Genomic DNA, 26609 nt, shown 5'->3' on the forward strand with positions numbered 1-26609 from the left:
GGGTCTCATGCGTCGATCGCCTCGCGGTCGACCCGGTCGGCGGAGGCGATCAGCCAGTTCCGGCGGGGCTCCACCTTCTCCCCCATCAGCAGTTCCAGGACCCGCTCGGCTTCTTCGGCGTCCTCCAGCGTGATCCGGCGGACCGCCCGCCCGGCCGGGTTCATCGTGGTTTCCCACAACTCGTCGGCGTCCATCTCGCCCAGACCCTTGAACCGCGGGATCGGAGTGACGATCTGCTTGCCCGCCCGCTCCAGTCGCCGGACAGTCGCCTCCATCTCATCCTGGGTGTAGGTGTAGATGGTCTGCGGCTTACGCCCCTTCGTAGTGATCTTGTGCAGGGGCGGCATCGCCGCGTACAGCCGGCCGGCCTCGATCAACGGCCGCATGTACCGGGCGAAGAGCGTGATCAGCAGCGTCCTGATGTGCGCGCCGTCCACGTCGGCGTCGGCCATGATCAGAACCCGGCCGTACCGCACGGCGGAGAGGTCGAAGGTGCGCCCCGACCCGGCCCCCAGCACCTGCACGATCGCCGCGCACTCGGCATTGTCCAGCACCTGCTGAAGGTTCGCCTTCTGCACGTTGAGGATCTTGCCGCGGATCGGTAGCAACGCCTGGTACTCCGACGAGCGGGCCAACCGCGCCGTGCCGAGGGCGCTGTCCCCCTCGACGATGAACATCTCGCTGCGCTCCACCCCGGTCGACCGGCAGTCGACCAGCTTCGCCGGCATCGACGCGCCCTCCAGGGCGGTCTTGCGCCGCGCCGCCTCCTTCTGCTGCTTCTGGGTGAGCCGGACCCGGGCGGCGTCGGCGATCTTCTGGAGGACCGTCCGCGCCTCGGTCTTGGTCTTGCGCTCCTCCAGCCAGGTCTTGAGGTGCTGCTCGACCAGGCGCTGAAGAACCTTGGTGATACCGGCGGTGGAGAGCTCATCCTTGGTCTGGGAGGTGAACTGCGGCTCCGGGATGCGCACGTGCACGACCGCGGTCAGGCCCTCGAGGATGTCGTCCAGCGTGGGCGGGTCTTCCTTGGCCTTGAGCAGGCCACGGGTATTTCGGATGGCCTCGGCGAGGGTCCGCGTCAGGGCCCGCTCGAAGCCCTTGCGGTGGGTGCCGCCGTGCGCATTGCGGATGGTGTTGGTGAAGCACTCCACGGTCCGCTCGTAACCGGTGCCCCAGCGGAACGCCACCTCCACCTCGGCGCGTCGCGGCACATTGGCCTGCATCACGCCGTTGGCGTCGGCGGCGTTCTCCCGGTACGCCCCCTCGCCGCGGACCAGCAGGGTGCCGGAGACCGGCCGATCGCCGGCCGGAGCGAGGAAGTCCACCATGTCGGTCAGGCCGTTGGGGTAGTGGAACCGCTCCTCGACCGGCTCCGCTCCGGTGTGATCCCGCAGCAGGTAGCTGACCCCGGGGACCAGGAAGGCGGTGTTGCGCAGCTTCATCCGTACGGCGTCGACGTCCAGCGTGGCGCCGACCTCGAAGTAGCGCGGGTCGTACCAGTAACGGATCGAGGTGCCGGTGCGCTGCTGACGTTTCGCCGCACCGACCACCTGTAGGCCGGGGCCGGCCGTGAAGGGCGCCTGCGGCCCGTCGCCGTCGAACGCGCCTGGCACACCGTGCCGGAACGACATCGTATGGATCTTGCCGCCCCGACGCACCGTCACGTCGAACCGGCGGGAGAGGGCGTTGACCGCCGAGGCGCCGACGCCGTGCAGGCCGCCGGAGGTCTTGTAGCCGGAGCCGCCGAACTTGCCACCGGCGTGCAGTCGGGTGAGCACCAGCTCGACCCCCGATATTCCGGACTTCGCGTGCACGTCGGTGGGGATACCGCGGCCGTCGTCGTCCACCTGCACCGACCCGTCGGCGTGCAGCGTCACCTCGATGGAGGTCGCGTGACCGGCGACTCCCTCATCGGTGGAGTTGTCGAGGATCTCGTTGACGAGGTGACCCACGCCACGGCTGTCCGTCGAGCCGATGTACATCCCTGGACGCTTACGGACAGCGTCCAGTCCCTCGAGATGCGTGAGGTCGTCGGCCTCATACAGGGTCTCAGGCTCTGCGGTCAACTGGTCGCACTCCCAGGTCTCGGCGGGTATGGTGCCACGTACGACAGGTATTGGTCGGCGCGGCACGCCGCAGCGAGCCTAGCCGTAGGCCCCGACGGGCCCCGCCGGGCCCATTCGCCCGGCCACCACCCGGAGTAACGGGTCGGGCCGCCGGGCGATTCCGGCCGTGACCCAGGCGACAGTCATCCCGGGCGCCGCCACGCAGGAGCCGACACCCGCGAGCGCCGGACCGCCGACACCCTCCCCGGCAGCTCAGGTCCCGCTCCCCCGCCACCGGCACCACCCCGACGGTTCGTCCGGTGACCTCCGGTCGGTAGCGGCCCCGCCCAGCCGGGCATCCCACACCACTGTGTTGACCTGGGAAAATCTTTCACCATCAAAAGCTTGCGACCGCAAATCATTGACGCCCATGCAGAAGAGGTGATCTGATCCCACACCCAGAGGATCTTTCACATGTCGATAGGGGTGATCATCAGATGTCCAGATTGGGTCGTACCGTCCTGGCGGCGGGAATCGCCGTCGCCACGGCCACAGTCTCTGCGACAGTCGCATCGCCGGCCCTGGCCGAAGCACCATCCACCGCTCCGACCGAGGCACCACCCACCGCCGCGGTAGCGCTCGGAGACAGCTTCATCAGCGGAGAGGGCGCCGGGGCATACTCTCCCGTCATCGACATCAACGGGGAGACCAGCACCTTCCCGGGATGGACCGCGTCGAACAGCGAGGCCTACTTCTGCCACCGCTCGGCGAACGCCTCACTCCACCGGGCCAACCTGCCCGGCATCGAGAACCGCTTCAACCTCGCCTGTTCCGGCGGACAGCCCGCCGACTTCGCCAACGCCTCCGCCGACCGGACGAACGGGCGCCAGGTCGCCGCCCAGCTCGACCAGCTCCGTGCGGTGGCCCAAACCCACGACATCGACCTGGTCCTCGTCGGCATCGGCTCGAACAACAGCTCGTTCACCTTCGGCGAGGTGGCCGAAAAGTGCGCGAACCGGTTCATCGCCGACGCCTGGACCGGCTGGTGGGAGTTCTGGGCGCATCCCTGGCTGGTGGAGCAGGATCCCTGCTCCGACGCCGACCTGGCGACCGCCACGGAGCTCGCCGCGGCGACCGCGGAGACCAGCGCCGCGGTGCGGCAGGTCCTCAGCACGCTCGCCGAGGTTGACGCCGACGGCGAACACCGGGTCGTCCTCCAGGACTACACGAACCCGTTGCCGGAGGAGCTGGCCCAGGCCTACTGGACCGAGGCCAACCGCGACGACACGCGGGACAAGTTCCGCGCCCTCGGCCGCGAACGGTACGCGGCCGGATGCCCGATCCACCGCGCCAGCCTCGCCCCCGGCCACCGCTTCTCGCAGGGTCTGGGCAGCATGGTGAGCGAGGTTTACACCGATGTCACCGACGAGTTCCCCCACGCCGACGTGGTCCTGCTCAACGTGCAGCAGGCCTTCGACGGCGCCCGGCTCTGTGAGACGACGAACGGTCCGCAGCAGGCTCTCGCCACCGCCGTCCGCCTGATGGATGGACCCACCGGTACCTACGTCACCAGCCTCGAAGGGGCGGACAAGCTCGACATCAGCCGGATCGCCAACACCTGCGTGGACTACTTCCACACGTGTCAGGAGTCGTGGCACCCGAACGCCGCCGGTCACCTGGTGCTCGGGCAGTGCCTGACCGGCGCCGTCTCCACGAGCTCCCGTGAGGTCTCCTGTGTCCGTTCCCCGAACGGCACGATCACGGTGAGCTGACGCCTACCCGCACCCCGACGCCTCGCGGGTCCGTGCACCGAACGAATCCGCGAGGCGTCGGTGTTTCCCGGTGCGCCGATGCCACCCGGCCCAGATCTACGTGACGACACTCACCGATTGGTTACCTGTCGGTAGGTCCGAACCGTAGATTGGGCTGGTGAATGCGGATTACCAGCAAGAGTTCGTCGAAGTCGACGGAGCCCGCCTCGGTCTGCAGATCTATCCGGAGCCGGCGGAGACCGCCGACGCCCCGCTGGTGCTGATCTCCCCCGCCATGGGCGTCTCCGCGCGATACTACCGCCCGTTCGCCACCGCGCTCCGCGCCGCCGGACTCGCCGTCGCGGTCGCCGACCTCCGCGGCACCGGAGCGAGCACACCGCGCCCAAGCCGCCGCTGCCGCTACGGGTACGCGGAGCTGACCACCGATGTCGGCGCGGTGCTGGCGGCGTTGAAGGAACACCGGAAGGGCCGGCGCACCCTCCTGCTCGGACACTCCCTGGGCGGCCAGACAGCCCTGCTGCACCTAGCGCTGAACCCTGAGCACGATGTGGATGGTCTGGCCCTGGTCGCCGTCGGGCTGCCCTGGTGGCGCACCTATCCGCCCGGAGCACGGGGCTACGGCGTCCTCCCGTTCACCCAGACGATCGCCGCCACCACCCGACTGCTCGGGGTCTGGCCTGGCTGGGGCTTCGGCGGCCGGCAGGCGCGCGGGGTGGTCCGGGACTGGGCCTACACCGCACGTACCGGCTGCTTCCCCCGACTGGACGGAGTGGACGCCGAGGCGGCGCTGCGTCACCTCCGCACGCCGGTACTGGCGGTCAGCGTGGATAACGACCAGTACACCCCACACGAGACCCTCGACCACCTCTGCGCCAAACTCACCAGCGCTCCCATCGCCCGCGAGCGCCACCGGGCCGAGCCGAACGGCAGCCGACTCGACCACTTCAACTGGACACGCGCCGCAGCGAGCCCGCTGGCCACCCGAATCGCCCGGTTCGCGACCCAGGGGTAGCCGGGACGCGGCCAGGCGGGATGCAGATAGCCAAGACGCGGCCGGGCGGGCTCGCCCGGCCGCGTCAGCTCAGTCCGGGCCGGCGAGTCGGCACACCGTCGGCGCGATCCCGACCATAGGCATCCGAACGACCCCACTTCCCCGGAATGTCAAGCAGCTCGATCTGCCCGAGGCCCGCCGGCAACGCCGGGCGCACCAGTAGGTCGTCGCCGCAGGGGCGAAGCCCCAACACGGTTGCCAGCAGCATCAGCAGTCCACCGGAGGACCATGCCTGCGGATGGCCGGCGATCGGGAGCTGCACCGGATACTTCGTCAGGGTCCGCGGGTAGCCCGCGATGACCTCCGGTGCCGGGCCACCGATCCGCGCCGCCATGGCGAACATCCCGTCGGCGATTCGGGCCGCCTCGGCGTCGAAGTGATAACGGCGCAGGCCGCTGGCGACGATGGCATTGTCCCAGGGCCAGACGGCGCCCAGATGCGAACCGACCGGGTTGTAGACCCGCTGTCCGGCTGCCAGCGTGCGGACTCCCCAGCCGGATAAGAGGTCCGGACCGAGGAGGTGCTCGGCGAGCGCCCCGGCCCGCTCCGCCGGCACAATGCCGCTCCACAGCAGGTGGCCGAGGTTGGACGTCAGCGCGTCCACGGGCGCACCGTCCGGGCCCAGCGCCAAGGCGTAGTACTGCCGGTCGGCCAGCCAGAAGTCGGTGTTGAACCGTTGCTTCAGCTGGGCCGCCTCCCGCTCCAGCCGATCCCCGTACTCCGGGTCGCCCCACACCTGGCGGGCGAGCCGGGCACCCCGCAGCTTCGCGGCGTACGCGTAGCCCTGCACCTCGCAGGTCGCCCTGGGTGCTTCCGGCTGCCGGCCGTCCCGGTCGGTAATCGCCTCGGCGGAGTCCTTCCAACACTGGTTGACCAGTCCCTGGTGGCGGTTCCGTCGCTGGTAGCGCACGTACCCGTCGCCCAGCGAGTCGCCGTACTCGTCGATCCAGTCCAGCGCCAGCCGAGCGGGATGGCGCAGTTCCCGCACCAGGTCGGTGTCACCGGACCACCGCTCATACTCGTCGAGCAGGATCACGAACAGCGGTGTCGTGTCGGCGGCGCCGTAGTACATGGTGGTCGGCTCGTGACCGAAGGCAGCCGCTTCGCCGTACCGCAGCTCGGCCAGGATCTTTCCCGGCTCCTCCTCGTAGGTGTCGTCGAGCTGGCCGCCCTGCAGCAGCGCCAGCAGGCGCAGCACCACCGGTGCCAGCTCCGGGGTGAACGGCAGCGTCTGTAGGCAGGTGACCAGGGCGTCCCGGCCGTAGAGCGACATCGCCCAGGGCAGGCCGCCCACCGGCATTCGCTCGAGGGAGGACAACGGCTCGTAGCGCAGCGCCGCGAGGTCGACCAGGCTCCGCTGGTACGTCCCCTGTAGCGAGTTGTTGTCGGTAACGAGGGTGGGTGCCCGTTCCAACCACCCACGCAGGTCCTCGCGCATGTCCCGGTGCACGTGGAGTCGGTGGGTCGCCAGGTCGGCCCGCATATCCCGGTCGCCCTCACCCCGGACGGTCATGCCGACGTGCAGGTCGGTCTCCCACTGCCCGTGCGGCTCGATCTGAGCGCGGAAGGTCATCCCACGCTCGTCTACCTCGACGGGCTCGGTGCTGGTCACCACCGCCTCCCGGCCGAAGCGTTCCCGCCGGTACCGCAGCCGGAGCTGCCGTAGTTGCGAGTCGGGGACGACCTCGACTCGCCGGTCCCGGACGGAGCCGGGCTTGGTGACATCGGCGATGTCGGCGAAGTCGGTGCCGATCTCCATCCGTACGGTCAGCTCCGCCGGCTCGGGCGAGTGGTTCAACACGATCAACCGCTCGTTGAAGCTGTCGTTGAGGGACCGGTGCCGAATCACTGAGACGTCGGCGTCAACGTAGTGGCTGGCGGTACCGGGGACGAGGAAGAAGCGCGTCTCGAAGTACGTCACATCGTCGCGGGAGAGAGCCTGGAGCCGCTCGCCGTCGATCCGCAGCACCCAGTGTGCGAGGAACCGGGTGTCCCAGGAGAAGAGCCCGGTCGGAGCCGTGGGGTCACCCTCCACGTCTCCCTGTGCGTCGCTGATGGCGAAGGCGTTGCCCGCCATCACGTGCACCCGCTCCTGCCTCACCGCTGGCTCCCGGCGGCCGGGCCGGAGTTGGCCGCCCCGGCCCTGGCCGGAGTCGAGTCAGCCGCCTCCCGGGGGTGCCGCGCGTTGGGCGGGCCGGGGAAGAGCCGGCGCAGCATCATAAAGAGTCGGATGTCGCCGTGCACGGTGAGGTCGTTGCGGCCCAGCGCGGCGGCGGGGTGCAGCGCTCCGGTGGCGATCCGGTCGAAGACCGCCCGGTCGGCCCGCAGCACCAGGTCAGCGTCGTCGCCGCGCTGGTCGACGCGGACCTGCTGGTCGGCGATGGTGAGGTGCCAGTGTTCGGTCCGGCCGTCCTCGCGGAGATCCAGCCGTACCGTGCCGGACGTGCTCTCCGGCAGGTCCGGGTGGCGGCCGGATTCGAGCCGGCCGATCAGCTTCGCCGCAGGCGTTGTCATCGGCTCCCCTTCCCTTACTGGCAGGCTCGCACCGGCTCGGGTGAGGCGGGTTCACCCGCGGCGGGTGAACCCGTGGCCATCGGCCCTCTCCCTCCGGCCTGCTCACCCGGTGGAAGCGGGGTCAACCCCCACACTCGTCCAAGCTGTCTACCGAAACGCCGAGAGAGCGCTCTCTTCCGGTTACGAGGCCGCGCCGACCAGGGCACCGCGACCCACGACCCGACCAGGACACGAGTGATGCACCAGCAGTGCTATCATCGCTGCGTGGCGATTGATTGCTCCCCCGACCTCACGCCGGCCGTCGCACTGTTCCGGTCCCTCGGCGACCCAACCCGGCTGGCCATCCTGCTCCGACTGACCCGCGGCGAGGCCCGGGTGGTGGACCTGACCCGCGAGCTACAACTGGCGCAGTCGACCGTCTCGAAACACCTGTCCTGCCTGCGGGACTGTCGACTTATCGACTTCCGGGTCGAGGGCCGCCAGTCGTTCTACGCGCTGGCCCGGCCGGAGTTGCCCGCCCTGCTGCGCTCGGCGGAACAGCTCCTCGCCGCCACCGGCGAAGCAGTCGCACTCTGCCCGACATACGGCTCGTCCACGGTTCGAGGAGACGACGCGTGAACACCTCCACCCTGACCCCCCAGCGGCGCGCGCTCCTGTCCCGCCGCAGCCTCTGGCTGGCCTACGCCACCGCCGGATACAACCTCCTGGAGGGCGTGGTCGCGATCGCCGCCGGCGCGGCGGCCTCCTCCACCGCACTGATCGGCTTCGGCCTCGACTCGTTCGTCGAGGTGTCCAGCGCGGCCGTGGTGATCTGGCAGTTCCGCTCCCGGGTGCCGGAGGAGCGGGAACGGTTGGCGCTGCGACTGATCGGTGTCTCGTTCTTCGCCCTCGCTGCCTGGGTCACCGTGGACGCGGGGCGCTCGCTACTCGGCGACGGAGACGCCAGCCCCAGCCCGGTCGGCATCGGCCTCGCCGTCGCCTCGCTGATCGTCATGCCCCTGCTGGTCCGCGCCAAGCGGCGTACCGGCCGGGAACTCGGCTCGGCAACCGTCATGGCCGACTCCACCCAGACCGCGCTCTGCACGTACCTCTCCGCGGTGCTCCTCGTGGGTCTGCTCCTCAACGCCGGGCTCGGCTGGTCCTGGGCAGATCCCATCGCCGCGCTCGCCATCGCGGCCGTCGCGGTGCGGGAAGGGATCGCGGCGTGGCGAGGCGATCAGTGCGACGACTGCGCGCCGCCCACCCGCGCCACCGCTGACCCGGCACCGAGTTGCACCGACGGCTGCCAACCCGACCCGGCCACGCCCCAGTCGTAGCCACTCCCCAATGGTGCCGTGCTCGCCAGGCCAGGGACGCGCGGGCTGCCGGGCCGCAGCTACCGGCGAGCCACGCCCAGCTCGGGCCTGTCCGGCGCATCCTGCGGGATGCTCAGGATCCGTGCGGTCAGGGCAGGCAGTAGCTGTGCCAGGTGAGATGGTTGCGGGGGCCTGGTCACCAGCGAGAGCCTGACCTTCCCGGGCACCGGGGAGGTCAGCAGGCGGTCGGTGGGGTCGTCCCACCAGCGGGCCGCGAGGTCGGGAACCACGGCCGGGACCTTGCGGTGTCGGGCGATGCGCAGGGTGGCCTCGATCGTGGGGCCCGGCTGCGGGAGCGCTCCGAGCGCGGACAACCCTGCGTGCAGGTGCTCGCCAGCCAGATCTATCGAGGAGTACAGCACTTCCCTTCCCGCTAACGCCTTCTTGCCGGGGGCCAGGGGTGCGGTGTCCGCGGGCAGGACGAGGACCATCGGGGAGGCCCCGAGCTCGGTGGTCTGGAGGCCGTGCGGCAGGACGGCCTGGTCTGTGATCGTGACGATCGCCGCGTCCAGCAGGCCCTGGTGGACCCGGCCGATCAGGGTGGGGCCGTGCTCGACTTCGGCCTGGAGCGTCACGCCGGCGAGTTCGATCTGAGCGGCGGTGAACACGATCGGGGACAGCGCCTGGATCGTGCCCAGGCTCAACGACGGGGCCTGCGTTGCGGCGGCAATCTGGGCGGGGAGGGCGTCGAGGTCGGCCAGCAGGCGTGCGGCCTGCCGGGCCAGCTCCCGCCCGGCGGGGGTCGGGCGGGCCCCGGTCGTGTCCCGCTCGAACAACCTGGTCCCCAGCCGGCGTTCCAGCGCGGCCAGTCGGCGCGAGGCCGAGGGCTGGGTGGTCAGCAGTTCCTTGGCCGCGGCTCCGACCGACCCGTGCCGGGACACGGCCTCGACCAGCGCCAGGTCCTCGACCTTCAGGCTGGGTCTCATGCCCCCAGTGTATGAGCCAGCTACGCGAAGAGATCTCTACCCGGTCGGAGGAGGGCGGCCGAGGATTGGTGCGTGCGTAGAGGACTGCTGCTACTGACCGTGATCACGTTCGTGACCTGGGTCGGGGCGAGGATGACCATCGTCGCTCTGCCCCTGGTCGCACTGGAGGAGACCGGGCAGGCCTGGACCACCGGGCTGGTCGGCGGGATGGCCGGGCTGCCCCTGCTGACGGTGGGCTGGTGGGGCAAGGGGCTGCGGGACCGCCTCACCAGTGGGCGAGCCCTGGCGGTAGTGGCAGGCGTGAACGCCGCCGGGCTCGCCATCATCCCCGTAGCCTCCCTGGTGGGTCAGGTCGGGGCGGTCGCGTTGTGCGCCTCGGGCCTGGTGACCGGGGTCGCGGGCGCGCTGCTGGGCCCGGCCGAACGATCCCTGGTCTCCGACCTCGCCGACGAACACGTCGCCCGTGGCGGCCGAACCGGACCAGCGAAGTGGTTGGCCTGGCAGGACCTCGCCCACCGAGTCTCGATGATCTTCGCCCCACCCGCCGGAGCCTGGGCCGTGACCGTGTTGGGCCCGGGCTCCCTGCTGTGGTGCCAGACCGCCGTGGTCGCCCTGGCCGCGATCGCCTTCCTGGGCGTCCCCGCCGGCGGAACGACACACCACGAGGAGCCGGGCGGCGCTCAGGGAGCGGCCACGCCGGAACGGCCAGTCTCTGCTCTGGCGGTGCTACGTTCCCACCCGCAGATCGCCGTCGGTGCGCTCATGGCGGGGGTTGGCGGGGTGTGCTGGTTCGGGTTCAGCCTGGGCCTGGCCGTACTCGGGGTCGAGCACGGCCAGCCCGGCGCACTCATCGCCGCGGGCATGAGCGGGTACGGCGCCGCATCCGTGGCCGCCTCCCTGCTGGTGCCGTTGGTCATCGACCGCCTGCCGCGCATGCCCGCGATGTTGTCCTCCTGGGTCGTGCTCGGGGCCGTGTTCGTCGCCCTGCCGCTGGTGGCACCGAGCCTGGCCGGGATCGCGGTCGTGGCCGCAGTGGGCGGAGCCGCGATGCCGTGGGGGATCGCCGCCTTGAACGCCCTGATCAGCGAGCAGACCGGCGGCCGCGAACGCCGGGCGGCGTTCACCGCACAGACAGTCCTGCACTCCGGAGGCATCTCCCTGGGGCTGCTGGCGGGCGGAGCCCTGATCGGCTGGGCCGGATCCGAGGCCGTACTCCTGACCACCGGGCTCCTCCAGATCGCCGCCGCAATCGTCGGGGCAGGGTGGGCCTGGAAGCCCGTCACCAGCAAGCCGTCGACAGCGGATGCCCGCACGGCCGTCTGCTGAGCTTCAGGTGGCAAGTGGTAACGACCTCACCGACGAGCGGCGGGCCAGGTCCGGACCAAGTCGTGGCGTAGGAACCGGGTGGTACTCCGGAGGTGGTGCCAGCCCAGCGCCCACAAGCGGCGGTCACTCAGCGCGAGGGTCGCGCACACGTGGGCCGCCGCCCGCGTGGATGTAGGCGTGGGGCTGGTTGGTGATTCGGATGGGATCGGGTGGGATCGGGTGGCGCGCCGATCGCAGCGGTCATGGCGAGGAGGCGTTGACGGGCTGTGCCCGCATCGCGCGTACCGCCTCGCCGGCGAAGAGGCAGGCCGCCTCGTGCCCGGAGCCGATCTCGACCAACACCGGGTCGGTCTGGGCGCAGTCGGGCCGGGCCTGCGGGCACCGTGTCCGAAACCGGCAGCCGGTGGGCGGGTCGATCGGGCTCGGGACCTCACCGGCCAGGATGATGCGCTGGCGACTACGCTGCACCGGCGGGTCGGCCACCGGCACCGCCGACAGGAGGGCGGCGGTGTAGGGGTGGGCGGGCTCCCGCCAGATCTGCGCCGGGGTGCCACTCTCCACGATCCGGCCGAGGTACATCACGGCCACCCGATCGCTCATGTGCTCGACGGCGGCGAGATCGTGCGCGATGAAGAGATAGGTCAGCCCGAGCTCTCGCTGCAGCCCGCGGAGCAGGTTCATGATCTGTGCCTGCACGCTCAGGTCCAGGGAGGCGATCGGTTCGTCGAGGACGATCAGATCCGGCTCACCGGCGAGCGCCCGCGCGATGCCCACCCGCTGCCGCTGGCCGCCGGAGAGTTCGTGCGGGTGCCGTTCGGCGAGATCGCGACGCAGGCCGACCAGGTCGAGCAGTTCGGCTACCCGGTCCCGCCGGGCCGCGCCGCTGGCGGCGAGCCGGTGCACGGCCAGCGGCTCGGCGATACTCGCCCCGACGGTGTGCCGCGGGTCGAGGGAGGCCTGCGGATCCTGGAACACCATGGCGACGCGGCGGCGCAACCGGCGCAACCGCCGCCGCGACCAGCGGGTCACGTCCTGCCCCGCCACCTGGACCGTACCGGCGGTCGGCTCGACCAGACGCAGCAGCGCCAGCCCGGTCGTCGACTTGCCGCTGCCGGATTCACCGACCAGACCGACGGTCTCGCCGCGGCGTACCGTGAGGGACACCCCGTCCACGGCGCGGACCACCCCCGCCGGGGTCGGGAACCACACCGCCAGGTCGGTCAGCCCCGCGACCACGTCGGTGGCCCCGCTCTCCCCGGTCATCGGTCCTCCCCAGTCTGACGCGGATAGAAGGTCCGGACCTGGTGTCCCGCCGCGACCGGCACCAACGGCGGCAACTCCCGCTCGCAGCGGCTGTCCCCCCGAACCGAACAGCGGGGCCAGAACGCGCACCCCTTGGGGAGCTCCAGCGGGCTGGGCGGCGTCCCCGGGATGGTGACCAGTTCGGTGACGTTCGCGTCCGGGTCCGGCCGCGCCGCGAGCAACGCCGCAGTGTACGGGTGCGCCGGTTCGGCGAAGACCGCGTCCACCGTCCCCTGCTCGACGATGCGACCCCCGTACATGACGGCCACCGTGTCGGCGAGTCCGGCGACGACGCCGAGGTCGTGGCTGATCCAGACAACGGCGGTGCCGAGGCGCCGTTGCAGGTCGGCGACCAGCTCGACGATCTGGGCCTGGGTGGTCACGTCGAGCGCGGTGGTGGGCTCGTCGGCGATCAGCAGATCTGGCTTGCAGACCAGGGCCATGGCGATCACCGCGCGCTGACGCATCCCACCGGAGAGCTGGTGCGGGTAGGCGTCCACCCGTTCGGCGGCGGAGGGGATGCCGACGAGTTCGAGCATCTCGATGGCGCGGGCCCGGGCGGCCCGCCGGGTCAGCCCGAGGTGGACCTCGCTGGCCTCACCGATCTGACGGCCCACGGTCAGCACCGGGTTCAGCGAGGTCATCGGGTCTTGAAAGACGAAGCCGACGTGCCGCCCCCGCATCCGCCGGCGACCTGCCGCCGACAGCGTGGCGAGGTCCGTACCGAGCAGCCGGACGTCTCCGGTGACCCGGGCCGCGCGGGGGGCGAGCCCGGTGGCGGCGAGCACGCTCATGCTCTTGCCGCTACCCGACTCACCGACCAGGGCCAGCGTCTGCCCCGCCCGGACCGACCAGTCGACGCCGGCGACCGCGCGGGCCGCTCCCCGGCGGGTACCGATCGTCACGGTCAGGTCCGCGACGGAGAGCACGGTCTCGTTGGTCATCCGGCGTTCCTCCTCGCCTCACTGACGGTGAGCTGGCGCGGGTCGAGCACGTCCCGGAGCGCGTCTCCGACCAGGTTGAACGCCAGGACGGTGAGGAAGATCGCGGCACCGGGGAAGAAACCCAGCCACCACGCGTCGGTGACGAATCCGCGCCCGTCGTAGAGCATCCGGCCCCAGGCCGGCTCGGGCGGCTGCACCCCCAACCCGAGGAAGGAGAGCGCCGCCTCGGACAGGATCGCGAAGGCCAGCGAGAGCGACGTCTGGACGATCAGCGGCGCCGCGATGTTGGGCAGCACGTGCCGACGCATGATGCGCAGATCCGATGCCCCGGTGGCGACTGCCGCCCGGACGAAGACCTGCTCGCGGACGGAGAGCACCCCCGCGCGGGTCACCCGGGCGAAGATCGGGGTGTAGACCACACCGATCGCGACCATCGCGGTGCTCAGCCCCGGTCCCAGGACCGCGACGATGGCCACCGCGAGCAGCAGGACCGGGAACGCGAACAACACGTCCATGCAGCGCATGAGCACGTTGTCCAGCCATCCCTGGTAGTAGCCGGCGAAGAGCCCCAGCGTCACGCCCGCCAGCAGGGCGATCCCCACGCTGACCGCGCCGACCTGAAGCGAGACGCGGGCGGCGACCAGGACCCGGCTGAGTACGTCCCGACCGAGTTCGTCGGTGCCGAAGGGGTGCGCCCAGCTGGGCGGCTGAAGCATCCGGTCGACATCCACCTCGTTGATGCCGGCGGGGGCCAGCCAGGACCCGGCCAGGCCCGCCACGACCAGCAGGACGAGCACCACACCACCGGTCACGGCCAACGGGTCGCGGCCCAGCGCCACCAGCGCCCGGCGCGACGTCGAGTCGCTACCGCTCATCGCACCCGAATCCTCGGATCGAGGCGAGCGTAGAGGAGATCCACCAGGAGGTTGACCAACAGGAACAGCGCCGCCACGAGCAGGATCGCCCCCTGGAGCACGGGATAGTCCCGGGCCTGCACCGCGTCGTAGGTGAGTCGGCCCACCCCGGGCCAGGCGAAGAGCACCTCGATCACGATCACGCCGCCGAGCAGGCTGGCCAGCTGCACCGCCACGACGGTGACCACCGGGATCAGCGCGTTCCGCAGGACGTGCCGCACCACCACCACGCGGGTGGGTAGCCCCTTCGCCTCGGCGGTGCGGACATAGTCCTCAGCGAGCACCTCCAGCACGGAGGATCGGATGAACCTGGTCAAGATCGACGCGGTGACCAGGCCGACCGTGACCGCCGGGAGAACCACGTGTGACGCCCAGCCGACGGGATCCTCGGTGAGGGCCACGTAACCCGAGGGCGGAAGCCAACCCAGCACCCCCGCGAAGAGCAGGATGCCCATAATGCCCATCCAGAAGTCGGGTACCGAGACTCCGAACTGGCTGAACACCCGCGCGGCGTGGTCGAACACCGAGCCGCTACGCAGGGCCGAGAGCACTCCCAACGGGAAGGCGACCAAGAGCGCGAAGACAACCGCGGTGATCGCCAGGGAGAGCGTCGCGGGCAGCCGCTCCAACACGATCTCAGTCACTGGCCGACCACTGCGGAAGCTGACTCCGAGATCGCCGGTCAACGCGTGCCCGACGTAACTGGCGTACTGCACCGGCAGCGGCTGGTCCAGCCCCGCCCGCGAGCGCAGCGCCTCGTACGTCTCGGGGTCGAAGCGGGTGCCGAGCGCCACCCGCACCGGATCACCGGGGACGAGTTGCAGCAGCAGGAACACCACCAACGTCACGCCGAGGAGAACGATGCCGGACTGGAGCAGCCGGCGCAGGATGAAGCGGGTCACCTGGGGTGACCCGTCAACTCACTGAGCATCACCAGGAAGGTCCCGCCAACTCACCGGGCAAGAGCGATGTCGCGGAACCGGATCGCCCGGTCGGCGCGAACCTCGTAGCCGCTGACCTGCGCGGACCAGCCCTGCACCACATCCGGGTTGTAGAGGTAGAGGTAGCTGGCATCGTCGACGATCTGCTTGGCCGCCTGCTCGTACCGCTGCTTCCGCGCGGCCTGGTCAGTCTCGGTCCGGGCCTGGTCGAGCAGGTTGTCCACGGCCGGGTTGCGGTATCCGTGGAAGTTGAAGGTGCCGGCGCTGTGGTGCTGGGCGTAGTAGAACTCGTCGGGGTCAATGTTGCCCAGCCAACCGAGCATGAACGAGTCGAAGTTTCCCTTGCCCTGCTCGTCAAGCCACTGGGCGAAGTCCAGCGTACGGATCTTGACAGCGATGCCGATCTCCTTGAGCTGCGCCGCGATGACCTGCGCCGCGGTCACCGTCTCCGGGTACTCGTTGGTGACCATCAGATCCATGGTCAGATCGGTCCCTCCAGCCTCGGCCAGCAGCCGCTTCGCCTGCGCCAGGTCCTGCTGGTACGGCGCGTAGTCGTAGTAGAAGGTGCTGTCCTTCGGAATGGCGGTCTGGTTGACCGTCGCCAGCCCGAACTTGGCGGCCTTGGTGATCGCCGCCCGGTCGAGCGCGAAGGCGACCGCTCGGCGCACGTTGACATCGTCATACGGCTTGCGAGCCTGGTTGAGAGCCAGGTACCAGTAGTCGCTCGACGCCGCGGAGCGCACGACGAGGTCGTCCTGTTCACGAAGCGCCGACACCTGCTGCGGCGGCAGGTTGTCGGTCCACTGCACCTCGCCGCTACGCAGATTCTGCAGGGCCACCGTCGGATCCTGCACGAAGGTGAAGGTCACTCCGTCCAACTTGGGCTTCGTACCCCAGTAGTTGTCGTTGCGGACCAGCTTGATGCTGTCCCCGGCGCTGTAGGAGGAGACGGCGAACGGGCCACTACCGATCGGCGCCGTCTTCACCGCCCCGGATTCCACGTTGGACTTCTTCACGATCGCCATCCCCTTGAAGCCACCGAGGCTGGCGAGCAGGTTCGGGGTGGGCGCGGTCAGCCGCACGACGACGGTGCCCGGATCCGGGGCCGTCACCGACTCGACGGTGGCGAACCGGTACGCGGCGTTCAGCTCCTCGTCGATGATCCGGTTGTACGAGTAGACCACGTCCTCGGCGGTGAGCGGGGACCCGTCGCTGAAAGTCACCTCCGCCCGAAGGGTGAACGTCCAGGTCAGCTGGTCGTCGCTGGTGTCCCACTCGGTCGCCAGGGCAGGCTTCATCGCCAGGTTCGCGTCCGGCTCGACGAGCGTGTCGTAGACATTCTCGAGCACCTGGAAGCTGGGATAGGCCGAGGTGTGGTGTGGGTCCAGCTGATCCGGCTCCCCGCTGATCGCGGCGGTGAGCACCCCACCGGCGCCGGCCTGCCCCTCGTCGACCTCGACGCCCTCCCCGGCGCTGCAGCCCGCCAGCAGACCGAACGTCACGGCGAGCGCGACACCGGCCCCCCGGAATCTCTTGCTGGACATGGTCCCCCCTGTGGACTCTTCCCGGCACAGTGAACGATCACGTGAGTCTCACTCTCGAGCCGGACCATGTCAAAAATCGTGGCGGATACCTACCCGGCACCGGAGTCAGCCCTCGGTCGCCATGCCCGGCACCGGGGTCAATAGGGAATCCTCCGGGCCCCAGCTGCCCGCCGGGTACTCCCGCAACGGCACCGCCCCCGCCCGCCAGCACTCCAGCACCGGAGCGACGATCCGCCAGCAGTCCTCGGCGGTATCCCCCCGGACCGACAGTGTCGGGTCGCCGTCGAAGGCACCGCGGAGCACCTCCCCGTACGGCGGCAGATCCCCCGGGCCGAAGTCGGCCACCAGGTGCACCTGGCTCAGCTCCAGCGGGTTCCCGGGGCCGTTGATGTTCACGTCGAGGCCGAGCCGGTCCGGGCCGAAGCCAATCCGCAGCCGGTCGGGCTGGTCATACCCGATCAGTCCGGACGGCACCCGGGGTGGTTGCTTGAACGTGACCACGGCCTCCTTGCGGCGCGCCGCGAGCCCCTTACCGGTACGTAGCCGGAACGGCACGCCGGCCCAGCGCCAGGTGTCGACGCAGAGCACCAGCTCGGCGAATGTCTCGGTACCCCGGCTCGGGTCAACACCGGGCTCGTCGGCGTACCCGGGCAGCCGCTGCCCGTTGGCCTCCCCCGCCGTGTACCGACCCCGACGGCTCCACGTCGCCGGGTCCTCCGCCCACACCCGGGTGGCCCGCAGCACCTGCGCCTTGCGGCCCCGCAGGTCCCGGGCGTCGAGGGTGGGCGGGGCGTCCATCGCGATCAACGCGAGAACCTGGAGCAGGTGACTCTGCACCATGTCGATGAGCGCGCCGGCGCCGTCGTAGTATCCGGCCCGGCCGGCCAGACCCAGTGTCTCGTCGAAAACAATGTCCACGCAGGCCACATGCGCGGCGCTCAGCATCGGCTCGAAGATCCGGTTGGCGAAGCGCAGCCCGAGGATGTTCATCACCGTGGACTTACCGAGAAAGTGGTCGATGCGGTAGATCTGCTCCTCCGGCACCAGCCGGGCCAGCACCTCATTGAGGGAGCGGGCCGAGACAGCGTCGGTGCCGAAGGGCTTCTCCAACATCAGCCGGGTGCCCGGTGGCAGGCCGATCTGGGTGAACGCGGCGGCGGCTCGGGCGGTGATCGCCGGCGGCAGCGCGAAAAAGATCACGAGTTGGTCGTGACAGTTCGACAACAGCCGGCGTAGATCCTCCTCCTTCGTCACGTCGGCGGGCAGATAGCAGGTGGTGCGGACCACCTCCTTGACTCGGGGACCGGTCGCGCCCGCCGCGGCGAAGGCATCCGCCACCCGGCGGCGCCAACGCTCGTCATCCCAAACGTCCACGCCGCTGCCGAGCACGTGGAGATTCGGGTGGGCACCGGTGGCCACCAGCCGCCCCAGACCCGGCAGCAGCAGCCGCTCGGCCAGATCACCGGTCGCACCCAGCAGGAGCAACGTCTGGGGGCGACGATCCCCCCGATCGGCGGGGTGACCAGCGGGGTCGGACTGCGAGGTCGTCATACCCCCACCATGCCCTGCCGGGCCGGTCGGTACGGCCCGGTTCGGCGGGGACCGCCCGCCAGTCACGGTGATGCCTCGTTCCGGCCGCCGACTCAGCCGGGTTTCCCGGTGTGATCAACGCACGCGCCGCTCCGCGGTCGAACCGGCTGTTCGGCTCCCGGAGGCGGCGCGCCCGTGGTCAGCAGTCAGTGGTCGGCGATCAGCGCTCCGTGCGGTCGGGAATCTCGGTACCCGACTCCCCCGGCCAGGCACCGATCGACTCCTCAGCGGCCCGTCCGCCGGTGCTCTCGTCGCCCAGGGTGAGATCACTGCGGGGCAGGCCGGCGAGCCCGGCCGGATCCCGAGTGGGCTGCTCGGCCGCATCGCTGTCCGGTTCGGCCAAGCCAGCCCGGCTCAGCATCTCGACCAACTCGTCGTGCGGCATGCGTTCGGTGTCCGCTATCCCGGCGCCACGCGCGATGGACCGCAGGGTAGCCAGATCCTGATCCGCGAAGGTTTCGGCCATACTGTTGGCTTCCCCGCCGGGCCGGCCAGAAACCTCCCGCCCCGACCGGGCCACGCTGTCCGCGGCCGGAATCGCTGCGAGTTCAGGTCGCGACGTGCCCGCGGCTCACCTGGTTGCCGCCGGCCCGCTTCGCGGCGTACATGGCACGGTCGGCGTCGGCGAGCGACATCCCGAGCGAGTGGGCGGCACCGCTGGCGACCCCGACGCTGACCCCCGTCCGCCACCGCGTCAGTCCGCTCACGGCGGCAACGGCCCGGAGGGCAACCTGTTCTGCGGCGGCGCAGTCGGCACCGGGGAGGATGGCGACGAACTCATCACCGCCCAGCCGGGCCACGAAGTCACCCTTGCGGACGCTGGTCGTCAGCGCCTGCGCCACCGCGCGCAGCACCTCGTCCCCGGCGGCGTGCCCCTGCGAGTCGTTGATCCGCTTGAAGCAGTCGATGTCCAGGGCGAGCACCGCGATCCGGTGGTCGTCGGTCGTCCCCGGGGCCGCCAGGCCCCGCAGGAAGGTGTCGAGCCCACGCCGATTCGCCACCCCCGTGAGCGGGTCGGTCCGCGCCGCCCGCTCCGCCTGCTCATGCTGCCAACGCAGGAGGTCGTACGACTGCATCGTCGCCGCGGCGTGCAGCCAACGGTGCCGTTGGCGCCACAACAGCTCGGCCAGCGTGTCGCCGTAGGTGAGTCCGGGCCCGACGTCGCGCGATCCGTCCTTGGCCAGCAGTATCGCGTGCGTGCGGTGCAGTGCCGCGCAGGCCAGCCAGTCGGGGTCGGGCGGCAGGTCAGCAACGGCCGCTTCGATGACCCGCAGGGCCTCGTCCCGCCGGCCGCAACGGTTGAGTGCCACCGCGTGGAAGGGCCGGCAGAGCAGAAGCTCCGGCTGCTGGGCCGACACGCCGTACGCCTGGAGTTGGGCGAGGTGGCGGGGAATCTCGTCCGCCGCGCCGGCGGGATCCTGGCGGTCTGCGCGCGCGGACGCCGCGAAGAGCAACGCGGTGTGTCGCCAGACCTCCGCCTTCGGCCCGGAGGCCTCCGCCGCCGCCCGCACCGCGTTCTCCTCGGCCACGGTGAGGTGTTTCTCCGCCTCCGTGGCCTGGCCAACCTGGTACAGCTCCAGAGCCCACACCAGGTTGAGTTCGGCGAGGTTGCACAGCCACATCGCCCGGTTGCCGTTGTCCGGGTACGACGCCGGGAAGGTGGTCTCGTAGGCCGCCTGGAACTGGGGCGCGGCCAGCTCGTAAAGGCGCAGTTGGGCGTACCCGATCGCGATCCCGGTGTGCGCGTTGCCCGCAATCACCGGATCGGTCTCCCCGGCGAGCAGGGTGGTCTCTGCGGCGACCAGATCCCGGAGCACCGCGGAGATGTCGTGCTCGCGAAGGTCCAGGTCGCCGAGGCGCAGCCGTCTGATGGCGCGCAGGGACAGCGCGCACGAGCGCCAACCGGTGCTCCGTTCCCGATCCGCGGCGGCGAGCATCAGGTCGGCGGCGGCGACGGCGGCCCGCAGGTCACCAAGTCGGGTCAACGCCACGACCCGCACGAAGTGCATCGCCGCCGGCCCGTCACAGATGTCACCGGTGGGTTCCCGCAGCGCGGACTCGGCGACGGCCAGCACCTGGGCCGCGGCACCGGCCTGCGCTTCCTCGAGGAGGTGCAGGGCCCGGTGGGTCACATCATCCATCCGGCCTCCTCAGAAACAGCCTGACGCCAAGGGCAACCATCATTGTGTGGCCTCATGACCATGGTCTCGTCAACCCTGGAGAGCGGAATTGATCCAGTTGTTGTTGCGGGGCGTCGGATTCCCGTCAACCCGGTGCGTGCTCCGCCGGATCAGCTGTGCCGGGCCGGTGCCACGTAGCCGGCATGGCCGGGAACCGCCCGGTGGGCCGAGCGGGGAAATACCCGTGGGGTCAGCCGGGACGGCACCGGTCTCACCGACGGGCGGCTCGACAGCCCGCTGACCGCTGTGGCGGGTCGAGGGCAGGCCGGATGAGGCGCAGCGCGTGTTCCGGAGTGGATGCAGTGGCCTGCGGCAGGCCGACACCCCAGGGGACGAGTCAGCAGGACCGATGCCGACTCATCGACGCTGGCTGTCCCCGGTGCTGGCCGCCGTGCTGTCGGTGGGTTCGGCTCCACGCTCGGTCCCGGTGGGATCCAGCGCGGGGCGGGGGCCAGGGATCGCCTCCGCCTCGGCCGCCGGCCCACCGGCCCGACGCAACGCGAGCACCGCCTCCACGATCAGCCAGACCGCGAGCACGAAGATGATCGCGTCCAGCGGTGCCAGCACCCACTCGTCGGCCCGGACGAACTCACGTAGCTGCACGATCAGCGCCCACGTCGTCATTGCCAGCAGGAAGACCAGCGGTACGACGACCGCGACCGGGTTTCGTCGGCGCCGCAGCACCCAGACCGCGATCACGGCCAACGCCAGGCCGGCGGTGAGCTGGTTGGTGGTGCCGAAGAGCCGCCATAGGACCCCGAAGGTGTAGCCGGCATCCCCGCCGCCGGGCAGCAACGCGAGCGCGAGCGGTGCGGCGATCGCCAGCAGGCCGGCCACCGTCAGGTTCCGCGCCACCCGCCGCCAGCCGACCAGTTCGGCGATCTCCTGGACGATGTAGCGCTGCAATCGGACGCCGGTATCCATCGTGGTGGCTGCGAACGAGATCACGACGACCGCGGCGAAGACGGTCGCGAGTTGGAACTCCACCCCCAGGTTGGCGGCGAAGCTGGCGATGCCGTTGACGAAGTTGCGGGTCGCCCCGCCCGATGCCGCGGCGTGGGTGGCGTACAGGTTGTCCCACTCGGCCCGGCTGGCGGCCACCCCGGCCGTGACCGCGATGATCGACCCGAGGGCGAGGCTGCCCTCGCCGATCGCCCCGGCGTAGCCCACGTACCGGGCATCGGGTTCCCGGTCCAGCTGTTTCGCGGTGGTGCCCGAGGCCACCAGCGAGTGGAAGCCGGATATCGCCCCACAGGCGATAGTGATGAACAGGAACGGGAAGATGCTCGGCGAGCCGGCTGGCACGTCGTTGACCAACGGCGCCACGATCCGGTCCAGCCCGACCAGCACACCGACGAAGATGACCGCCAAGGCGATGAAGAGCTGGTGCGAGTTGATGTAGTCGCGTGGTTGCAGCAGCAGCCAGACCGGCAACCGCGAGGCGACGAAGGTGTACACGAAGAGAATGATCACCCAGAGGTCACGCGGCTGGGCGAACCCGAGCTGGTCGGCCAGCCCGGTGATCTCGATCGGCCAGATGTTACCCACCCAGATCAGCACGTAAAGGATGATCACGCCGGCGATCGACGGCACCAGGGCGGGGCGCCGGGTGCGGTAGATGTACTGGCCGATCGCGATGGCGAGGGGAATCTCCACCAAGATCGGGATAACCGCGCCCGGGTACGCGACGAGCAGGTTACCGATCACCACCGCGAAGACCGCGTTGACCAGGGTGAGCAGGAAGAAGATGATGAGCAGGAAGAGCGCCCGAGCCCGCTTGCTGATCACGTCCGCGGTGAGGGTCCCGATGTTGCGGGCCCGGTGCCGCACCGAGACCGCCAACGCCCCGAAATCGTGGACACCGGCCGCGAAGATGGTGCCGAGCACCACCCAGGCCAACGCCGGCCCCCACCCCCAGAACACGGCGATCGCGGGGCCGACGATCGGAGCTGCTCCGGCGACCGAGGTGAAGTGATGGCCGAAGAGCACGTGCCGATTGGTGGGGACGAAGTCCACCCCGTCGTTGAACTGGTGTGCCGGGGTGACATAGGTGGGGTCCAACCCGTACACCCGATCAGCGAGGTAACGCGAGTAGTACCGGTATCCGAGGGCGAACATCACCATGACCACGGCGACGACGACTACGGCGGGCAATACTGCCTCCCTGCGGTCGACCTGGGCGGAAGCGCCCCCCGCTGATCAGGACCCCGATCAGCAATGTAACGGGGGTCACATTCACCAGTCAATCGACGACACTAACTGCCATGGATATCGACGCAGCGACCCGGCGCGCGGTGCGAGCGGCCACCGTGGGGGAATTCGGCTGGCTCGACAGCGCCGGCCGCCCGCACGCCCGTCCGGTCACGCCGCTGCTGCTGGACGACGAGCCGGCGATCGCGTTCCCCTACGCCGAGGCGGCCCTGGCCCGCCGGCTGGCCACCGCCCCCGAGGCCGCACTGGTGATCTCTGACGACCGACTCACCGGCCGGGATTGGCGGGCGGTGGTGATGCGCGGCCGACCCCGGCTGATCGAAGACCGGGACGGCACGCTCTTCTCCGACCGACTACTCCTGCAGGAGCTACGCAAGTATCCGCCGGCCCGGGCGTTCCTCGACTCACCGCTGCTGCGCCGCGAGCACTGGTGGTACCTGCCCCGGCTGATCGTGCCACTGGCGGTCACGACGAGTGCCCCGGTGGGCGTCCGCCGCGGGGGGCACGGCGAGGTGCTCGTTGTCAGCACCGCAGACCGGCGGCTGGCGGTGGAGACCGTGCGCCGGCTCGGCGGGGACAAACACCGCATCCGGGTGGCGAGTCTCACCGGCGGGCCGCTGCCGACGGGAGCGGCGGTCCTGCTCGAACACGACTTCTCCCGCCCCGATCTGGAGCGATGGACACCGTGGTTGACCCGCGGCCGGCTGACCGGAGACAGGCTGGCCGTCGCCGAAGCACCCCACCGCGCCCCGCTGGCACCACCGCTCGGCATGTGGCAGCGGCTGACCCGGCACCGGCGACTCGCCCGAGCATGCCGCCGTGCCCTCAACGGCGAGGCTGACGCCCACCGGCCGTAGCGCACCCAGGCGAGCCAGGCCGCACCCGGCGGCTCATCGGTGACGCCCATCACGGAAGGGCAACTCTCCCCTCACCGAAGGGTAGAGTTCGGTCCCGGTCGTCGAGGTGCGGCTGCTGACCCCTCACGGTCCCTCCCGGGCAAAGGTTGCCCGGATCAGCCCCGGGTTTTCCAACCCAGACTGTTTGTGTACGAAATTCGGCACGTCCCGAGTTGGACGTGCCGATCTGTGTGCGCCCCGGCGCACACCCGAGTGGAAACGGCCGTATGTCTCCTGAGCTGCCCGCGGTCACCCGGCCGCGCCTGTCCCGCCCGTCCTGGCTGACGCCGAAGGTTCTTCGTACCGAGGTGCTCGCCGGTCTGGTCGTCGCCCTGGCGCTGGTTCCCGAGGCGATCAGCTTCTCGATCCTCGCCGGGGTGGACCCCCGCGTCGGGCTGTTCGCCTCCTTCACCATGGCTGTCGTCATCGCGATCTGTGGCGGCCGACCGGCGATGATCTCCGCGGCGACCGGGGCGATCGCTCTGGTCGTGGCACCGCTGGCGAAGGAACACGGGCTGGACTATCTGATCGCCGCGGTGATCCTCGGCGGCATCTTCCAGGTGCTACTGGCGCTGCTCGGGGTCGCGAGGCTGATGCGGTTCATCCCCCGCAGCGTGATGGTCGGCTTCGTCAACGCGCTGGCCATCCTCATCTTCTCCGCACAGGTGCCGTACCTGCTCGGGGTCCCGTGGCTGGTCTACCCGCTGGTCGGCCTGGCCCTGGCGATCATGATCGGGCTACCCCGAATCACTCGAGCCGTACCCGCCCCGTTGGTAACGATCATCGTCCTGACCGGCATCACGGTCATCGCCGGGATTGCCGTACCGACCGTCGGCGACCAGGGCGAGTTGCCCAACAGCCTGCCCACCCTCGGGCTGCCGCAGATCCCCTGGACCGTCGACACCCTGACCCTGATCGCTCCATACGCCCTCGGCGTCGCGTTGGTCGGGCTGATGGAGTCGCTGATGACCGCCAAGCTGGTGGACGACATCACCGACACCCACTCCAACAAGACCCGCGAGTCCTGGGGACAGGGCGTCGCCAACATCGTCACCGGCTTCTTCGGCGGTATGGGTGGCTGCGCGATGATCGGCCAGACGATGATCAACGTCAAGGCGTCCGGCGCGCGGACCCGGCTGTCGACCTTCCTCTCCGGCGTGTTCCTGCTCATCCTGGTGGTCAGCCTGGGTGACGTGGTCGCCACGATCCCGATGGCCGGCCTGGTCGCCGTGATGATCATCGTCTCGGTCTCGACCTTCGACTGGCACTCGGTGGCCCCGGCCACGCTGAAGCGGATGCCCTGGGGCGAGACGCTGGTCATGGTCGCCACCGTCGCCACAACCCTGGTCACCCACAACCTGGCCATCGGTGTGGTCATCGGCGTCCTCACCGCCATGGTGATCTTCGCCAACCGGGTCGCGCACCTGGTGGAGGTCACCAGCGTGCTGGATCCCGACGGTGAGAGCCGCATCTACTCGGTGCACGGCGAGTTGTTCTTCGCTGCCAGCAACGATCTGGTCTACCAGTTCGACTACGCCAACGACCCACAACACGTGGTCATCGACATGACCCACGCCCACGTCTGGGACGCCTCGTCGGTCGCGGCGCTGGACGCGATCACCACGAAGTACGCGGCTCGCGGCAAGACCGTCGAGATCATCGAGCTGAACCAGCCCAGTGCGGCCATTCACGGCAACCTGGCCGGCAACCTCGGCGGGGGCCACTGATGCCCGGCCCGGTGCCCGGTAGTCCCGCGCCCGGCTCCGCCAGGCACCGGTCGGGCGTCGGGCCACTGATGCGAATCGGCGAGGCGGCCGAGCGGGTCGGGCTGAGCATTCGCACCATCCGGCACTACGAGGACGCCGGACTGATCATCCCGTCAGCACGCAGCGAGGGTGGATTCCGCCTCTACACCGACGCCGACCTGGAGCGTCTCGCAATGGTGAAGCGGATGAAACCGCTCGGGTTCAGCCTCGACGAGATGCGGGCGCTGCTCGCCGTCCTGGACGCCCTGGTCACCGCCGACGCTGCCGACCGGCCCGCGCTGCTCGACCGGCTCGGCCTGTTCCACACCGTCGCCGCCACCCGGGTGGAGACGCTGCGCGAGCAGCTCCGCACCGCGGAGGGCTTCGCCGCCGCCCTGCACCGCCAACTCGACCAACACCGGGCTCACCACTGACGCCGGGCCGGGCCGGCTCTGGCCGGCCGGGGCCGCGCTGGTGGTCAGGGCTTGCGGGCAACCCCGCAGTAGCCGTCCACCACCATCCGCGAGCCGTTCTCCGGTCGCCAGTGTCCCAGCGGCACGACACCCGGCTCGACCAGCTCGAGCCCGTCGAAGAAGGCGGTGAAGTCGGCGACCTCGCGCAGGTGGTACGGTGCCGCGCCGCTCTCGTTGTACTGCCGATGGGACTCGATCACCCGCTCGCTGGTGGCCGTGCCGTCGGACATCGTCAGGAAGCTGCCCGACGGTAGGGACGAGACCAGAGCACGTACGGCGTCCCGCGCCTGGGCAGGATCCGCGACATGGCCCATCACCCCCAACATCATCAAGCCGACCGGCTCACTGAGGTCCAGCGTCGCCCGGGCCTCCCGGATGACCCGCTCCGAATCGTGCAGGTCGGCGTTGAGGTACTGGGTGGCGCCCGCCGGGTCGCTGGTCAGCAGCACCCGAGCATGCGCGAGAACCATCGGGTCGTTGTCGACATAGACGACGCGGGCCTGCGGTGCGATCCGCTGGGCGACCTGGTGGGTATTGTCGGCGGTCGGCAGACCGGTGCCGACATCGAGGAACTGGCGGATGCCCGCCTCGGCGGCGAGGTAGGTCACGGCCTGGCGCAGGAATGCCCGCGAGTAGCGAGCGGCCTCGACGATCTCCGGGAAGATCGACCGAACCTGGTCGCCGGCCACCCGGTCCGACGCGAAGTTGTCCTTGCCGCCCAACCAGTAGTTCCACACCCGCGCCGAATGCGGCACCGATATATCCAACCTGGAGTCGATGTCTCCGGTCTGCCGCTCGGCCTGGTTCTGCGACACGTCAACCCCCGGGTTTGGTTAGCTACGCCAACAGCACTGCCGTAGCGTAGCGACACCGCGGCTCGTCC

Annotated in this window: 22 protein-coding genes; 8 read left to right on the plus strand and 14 right to left on the minus strand. The window is 70.2% G+C overall.

Translation table 11 applies throughout. The features are described 5' to 3' along the window. Positions 1-5: 5 nt before the first annotated feature. Positions 6-2114 carry a DNA gyrase/topoisomerase IV subunit B gene (locus SALPAC6_RS0110230; RefSeq protein WP_026189514.1) on the minus strand — a complete coding sequence of 703 codons (2109 nt, stop codon included), beginning with the start codon at positions 2112-2114 and terminating at the stop codon, positions 6-8. Between the two features lie 425 nt (positions 2115-2539). Here SALPAC6_RS0110230 and SALPAC6_RS0110235 point away from each other — a divergent pair, with 425 nt between their 5' ends. Both SALPAC6_RS0110235 and SALPAC6_RS0110240 read left to right on the plus strand, forming a co-directional pair. Further along, the gene (locus SALPAC6_RS0110235; RefSeq protein ID WP_018253325.1) at positions 2540-3814 is read left to right on the plus strand and encodes an SGNH/GDSL hydrolase family protein; all 1275 of its coding nucleotides are present in this window, start codon (positions 2540-2542) and stop codon (positions 3812-3814) included. A gap of 157 nt (positions 3815-3971) precedes the next feature. After that, the gene (locus tag SALPAC6_RS0110240) at positions 3972-4826 is read left to right on the plus strand and encodes an alpha/beta hydrolase family protein (RefSeq protein ID WP_018253326.1); all 855 of its coding nucleotides are present in this window, start codon (positions 3972-3974) and stop codon (positions 4824-4826) included. A gap of 64 nt (positions 4827-4890) precedes the next feature. On the opposite strand, the gene SALPAC6_RS0110245 is transcribed toward SALPAC6_RS0110240, so the two are convergent. Both SALPAC6_RS0110245 and SALPAC6_RS0110250 read right to left on the minus strand, forming a co-directional pair. Next, positions 4891-6966 (minus strand): amylo-alpha-1,6-glucosidase, encoded by a 2076-nt coding sequence (locus tag SALPAC6_RS0110245; RefSeq protein WP_026189515.1) that lies wholly within the window; start codon positions 6964-6966, stop codon positions 4891-4893. Beyond that, positions 6963-7379: an SCP2 sterol-binding domain-containing protein gene (locus SALPAC6_RS0110250; protein WP_018253328.1), complete on the minus strand. Its 417-nt coding sequence runs from the start codon at positions 7377-7379 to the stop codon at positions 6963-6965. Before SALPAC6_RS0110250 ends, SALPAC6_RS0110245 begins: the two co-directional genes overlap by 4 nt. Positions 7380-7616: 237 nt before the next feature. On the opposite strand from SALPAC6_RS0110250, the gene SALPAC6_RS0110255 reads away from it, so the two are divergent. Continuing rightward, positions 7617-7997, plus strand: a complete 381-nt coding sequence (locus tag SALPAC6_RS0110255; RefSeq protein WP_018253329.1) for an ArsR/SmtB family transcription factor — start codon at positions 7617-7619, stop codon at positions 7995-7997. Further along, positions 7994-8695, plus strand: a complete 702-nt coding sequence (locus SALPAC6_RS0110260) for a cation transporter (protein WP_018253330.1) — start codon at positions 7994-7996, stop codon at positions 8693-8695. Before SALPAC6_RS0110255 ends, SALPAC6_RS0110260 begins: the two co-directional genes overlap by 4 nt. Before the next feature lie 59 nt (positions 8696-8754). Here the strand turns inward: SALPAC6_RS0110260 and SALPAC6_RS0110265 are convergent, their stop codons facing one another. Continuing rightward, a complete protein-coding gene (locus SALPAC6_RS0110265) occupies positions 8755-9660 on the minus strand; it encodes a LysR family transcriptional regulator (RefSeq protein WP_018253331.1) in 906 nt (301 codons plus the stop codon). A 72-nt stretch (positions 9661-9732) separates the two neighbouring features. Between SALPAC6_RS0110265 and SALPAC6_RS0110270 the strand changes: the two genes are divergently transcribed. Further along, a complete protein-coding gene (locus SALPAC6_RS0110270; RefSeq protein ID WP_018253332.1) occupies positions 9733-10986 on the plus strand; it encodes an MFS transporter in 1254 nt (417 codons plus the stop codon). Positions 10987-11226: 240 nt separating this feature from the next. On the opposite strand, the gene SALPAC6_RS0110275 is transcribed toward SALPAC6_RS0110270, so the two are convergent. The 9 genes from SALPAC6_RS0110275 to SALPAC6_RS0110315 form a co-directional block, all read right to left on the minus strand. After that, complete coding sequence (locus tag SALPAC6_RS0110275; RefSeq protein WP_018253333.1) at positions 11227-12249, minus strand: ABC transporter ATP-binding protein; 1023 nt, start codon at positions 12247-12249, stop codon at positions 11227-11229. Beyond that, positions 12246-13232: an ABC transporter ATP-binding protein gene (locus tag SALPAC6_RS0110280; RefSeq protein WP_018253334.1), complete on the minus strand. Its 987-nt coding sequence runs from the start codon at positions 13230-13232 to the stop codon at positions 12246-12248. The genes SALPAC6_RS0110275 and SALPAC6_RS0110280 overlap by 4 nt, the downstream gene beginning before the upstream one ends. Beyond that, positions 13229-14107 carry an ABC transporter permease gene (locus SALPAC6_RS0110285; protein WP_018253335.1) on the minus strand — a complete coding sequence of 293 codons (879 nt, stop codon included), beginning with the start codon at positions 14105-14107 and terminating at the stop codon, positions 13229-13231. Before SALPAC6_RS0110285 ends, SALPAC6_RS0110280 begins: the two co-directional genes overlap by 4 nt. Beyond that, positions 14104-15048 carry an ABC transporter permease gene (locus tag SALPAC6_RS0110290; protein WP_018253336.1) on the minus strand — a complete coding sequence of 315 codons (945 nt, stop codon included), beginning with the start codon at positions 15046-15048 and terminating at the stop codon, positions 14104-14106. The genes SALPAC6_RS0110285 and SALPAC6_RS0110290 overlap by 4 nt, the downstream gene beginning before the upstream one ends. A 50-nt stretch (positions 15049-15098) precedes the next feature. Next, positions 15099-16631 carry an ABC transporter substrate-binding protein gene (locus tag SALPAC6_RS0110295; protein ID WP_018253337.1) on the minus strand — a complete coding sequence of 511 codons (1533 nt, stop codon included), beginning with the start codon at positions 16629-16631 and terminating at the stop codon, positions 15099-15101. Between the two features lie 105 nt (positions 16632-16736). Continuing rightward, a complete protein-coding gene (locus tag SALPAC6_RS0110300; RefSeq protein WP_018253338.1) occupies positions 16737-18182 on the minus strand; it encodes a glucose-6-phosphate dehydrogenase in 1446 nt (481 codons plus the stop codon). Positions 18183-18381: 199 nt separating this feature from the next. Further along, a complete protein-coding gene (locus tag SALPAC6_RS0110305; protein ID WP_018253339.1) occupies positions 18382-18687 on the minus strand; it encodes a hypothetical protein in 306 nt (101 codons plus the stop codon). Between the two features lie 82 nt (positions 18688-18769). Next, a complete protein-coding gene (locus SALPAC6_RS0110310) occupies positions 18770-20362 on the minus strand; it encodes a GGDEF domain-containing protein (protein ID WP_018253340.1) in 1593 nt (530 codons plus the stop codon). Positions 20363-20758: 396 nt separating this feature from the next. Beyond that, a complete protein-coding gene (locus SALPAC6_RS0110315; RefSeq protein ID WP_018253341.1) occupies positions 20759-22555 on the minus strand; it encodes a carbon starvation CstA family protein in 1797 nt (598 codons plus the stop codon). A gap of 110 nt (positions 22556-22665) precedes the next feature. On the opposite strand from SALPAC6_RS0110315, the gene SALPAC6_RS0110320 reads away from it, so the two are divergent. The 3 genes from SALPAC6_RS0110320 (at position 22666) to SALPAC6_RS0110330 (ending at position 25687) form a co-directional block, all read left to right on the plus strand. Then, positions 22666-23469, plus strand: coding sequence for a pyridoxamine 5'-phosphate oxidase family protein (locus tag SALPAC6_RS0110320; protein ID WP_018253342.1), 804 nt, complete (start codon positions 22666-22668; stop codon positions 23467-23469). A gap of 266 nt (positions 23470-23735) precedes the next feature. Next, a complete protein-coding gene (locus tag SALPAC6_RS0110325; RefSeq protein ID WP_018253343.1) occupies positions 23736-25235 on the plus strand; it encodes a SulP family inorganic anion transporter in 1500 nt (499 codons plus the stop codon). Continuing rightward, positions 25235-25687 carry a MerR family transcriptional regulator gene (locus tag SALPAC6_RS0110330; protein ID WP_026189517.1) on the plus strand — a complete coding sequence of 151 codons (453 nt, stop codon included), beginning with the start codon at positions 25235-25237 and terminating at the stop codon, positions 25685-25687. The genes SALPAC6_RS0110325 and SALPAC6_RS0110330 overlap by 1 nt, the downstream gene beginning before the upstream one ends. Before the next feature lie 44 nt (positions 25688-25731). Here the strand turns inward: SALPAC6_RS0110330 and SALPAC6_RS0110335 are convergent, their stop codons facing one another. Beyond that, positions 25732-26541, minus strand: coding sequence for an SAM-dependent methyltransferase (locus tag SALPAC6_RS0110335; RefSeq protein WP_026189518.1), 810 nt, complete (start codon positions 26539-26541; stop codon positions 25732-25734). Positions 26542-26609 lie beyond the last annotated feature (68 nt).

This window comes from Salinispora mooreana, assembly GCF_000379065.1.
Taxonomy (GTDB): Bacteria; Actinomycetota; Actinomycetes; order Mycobacteriales; family Micromonosporaceae; genus Micromonospora; species Micromonospora mooreana.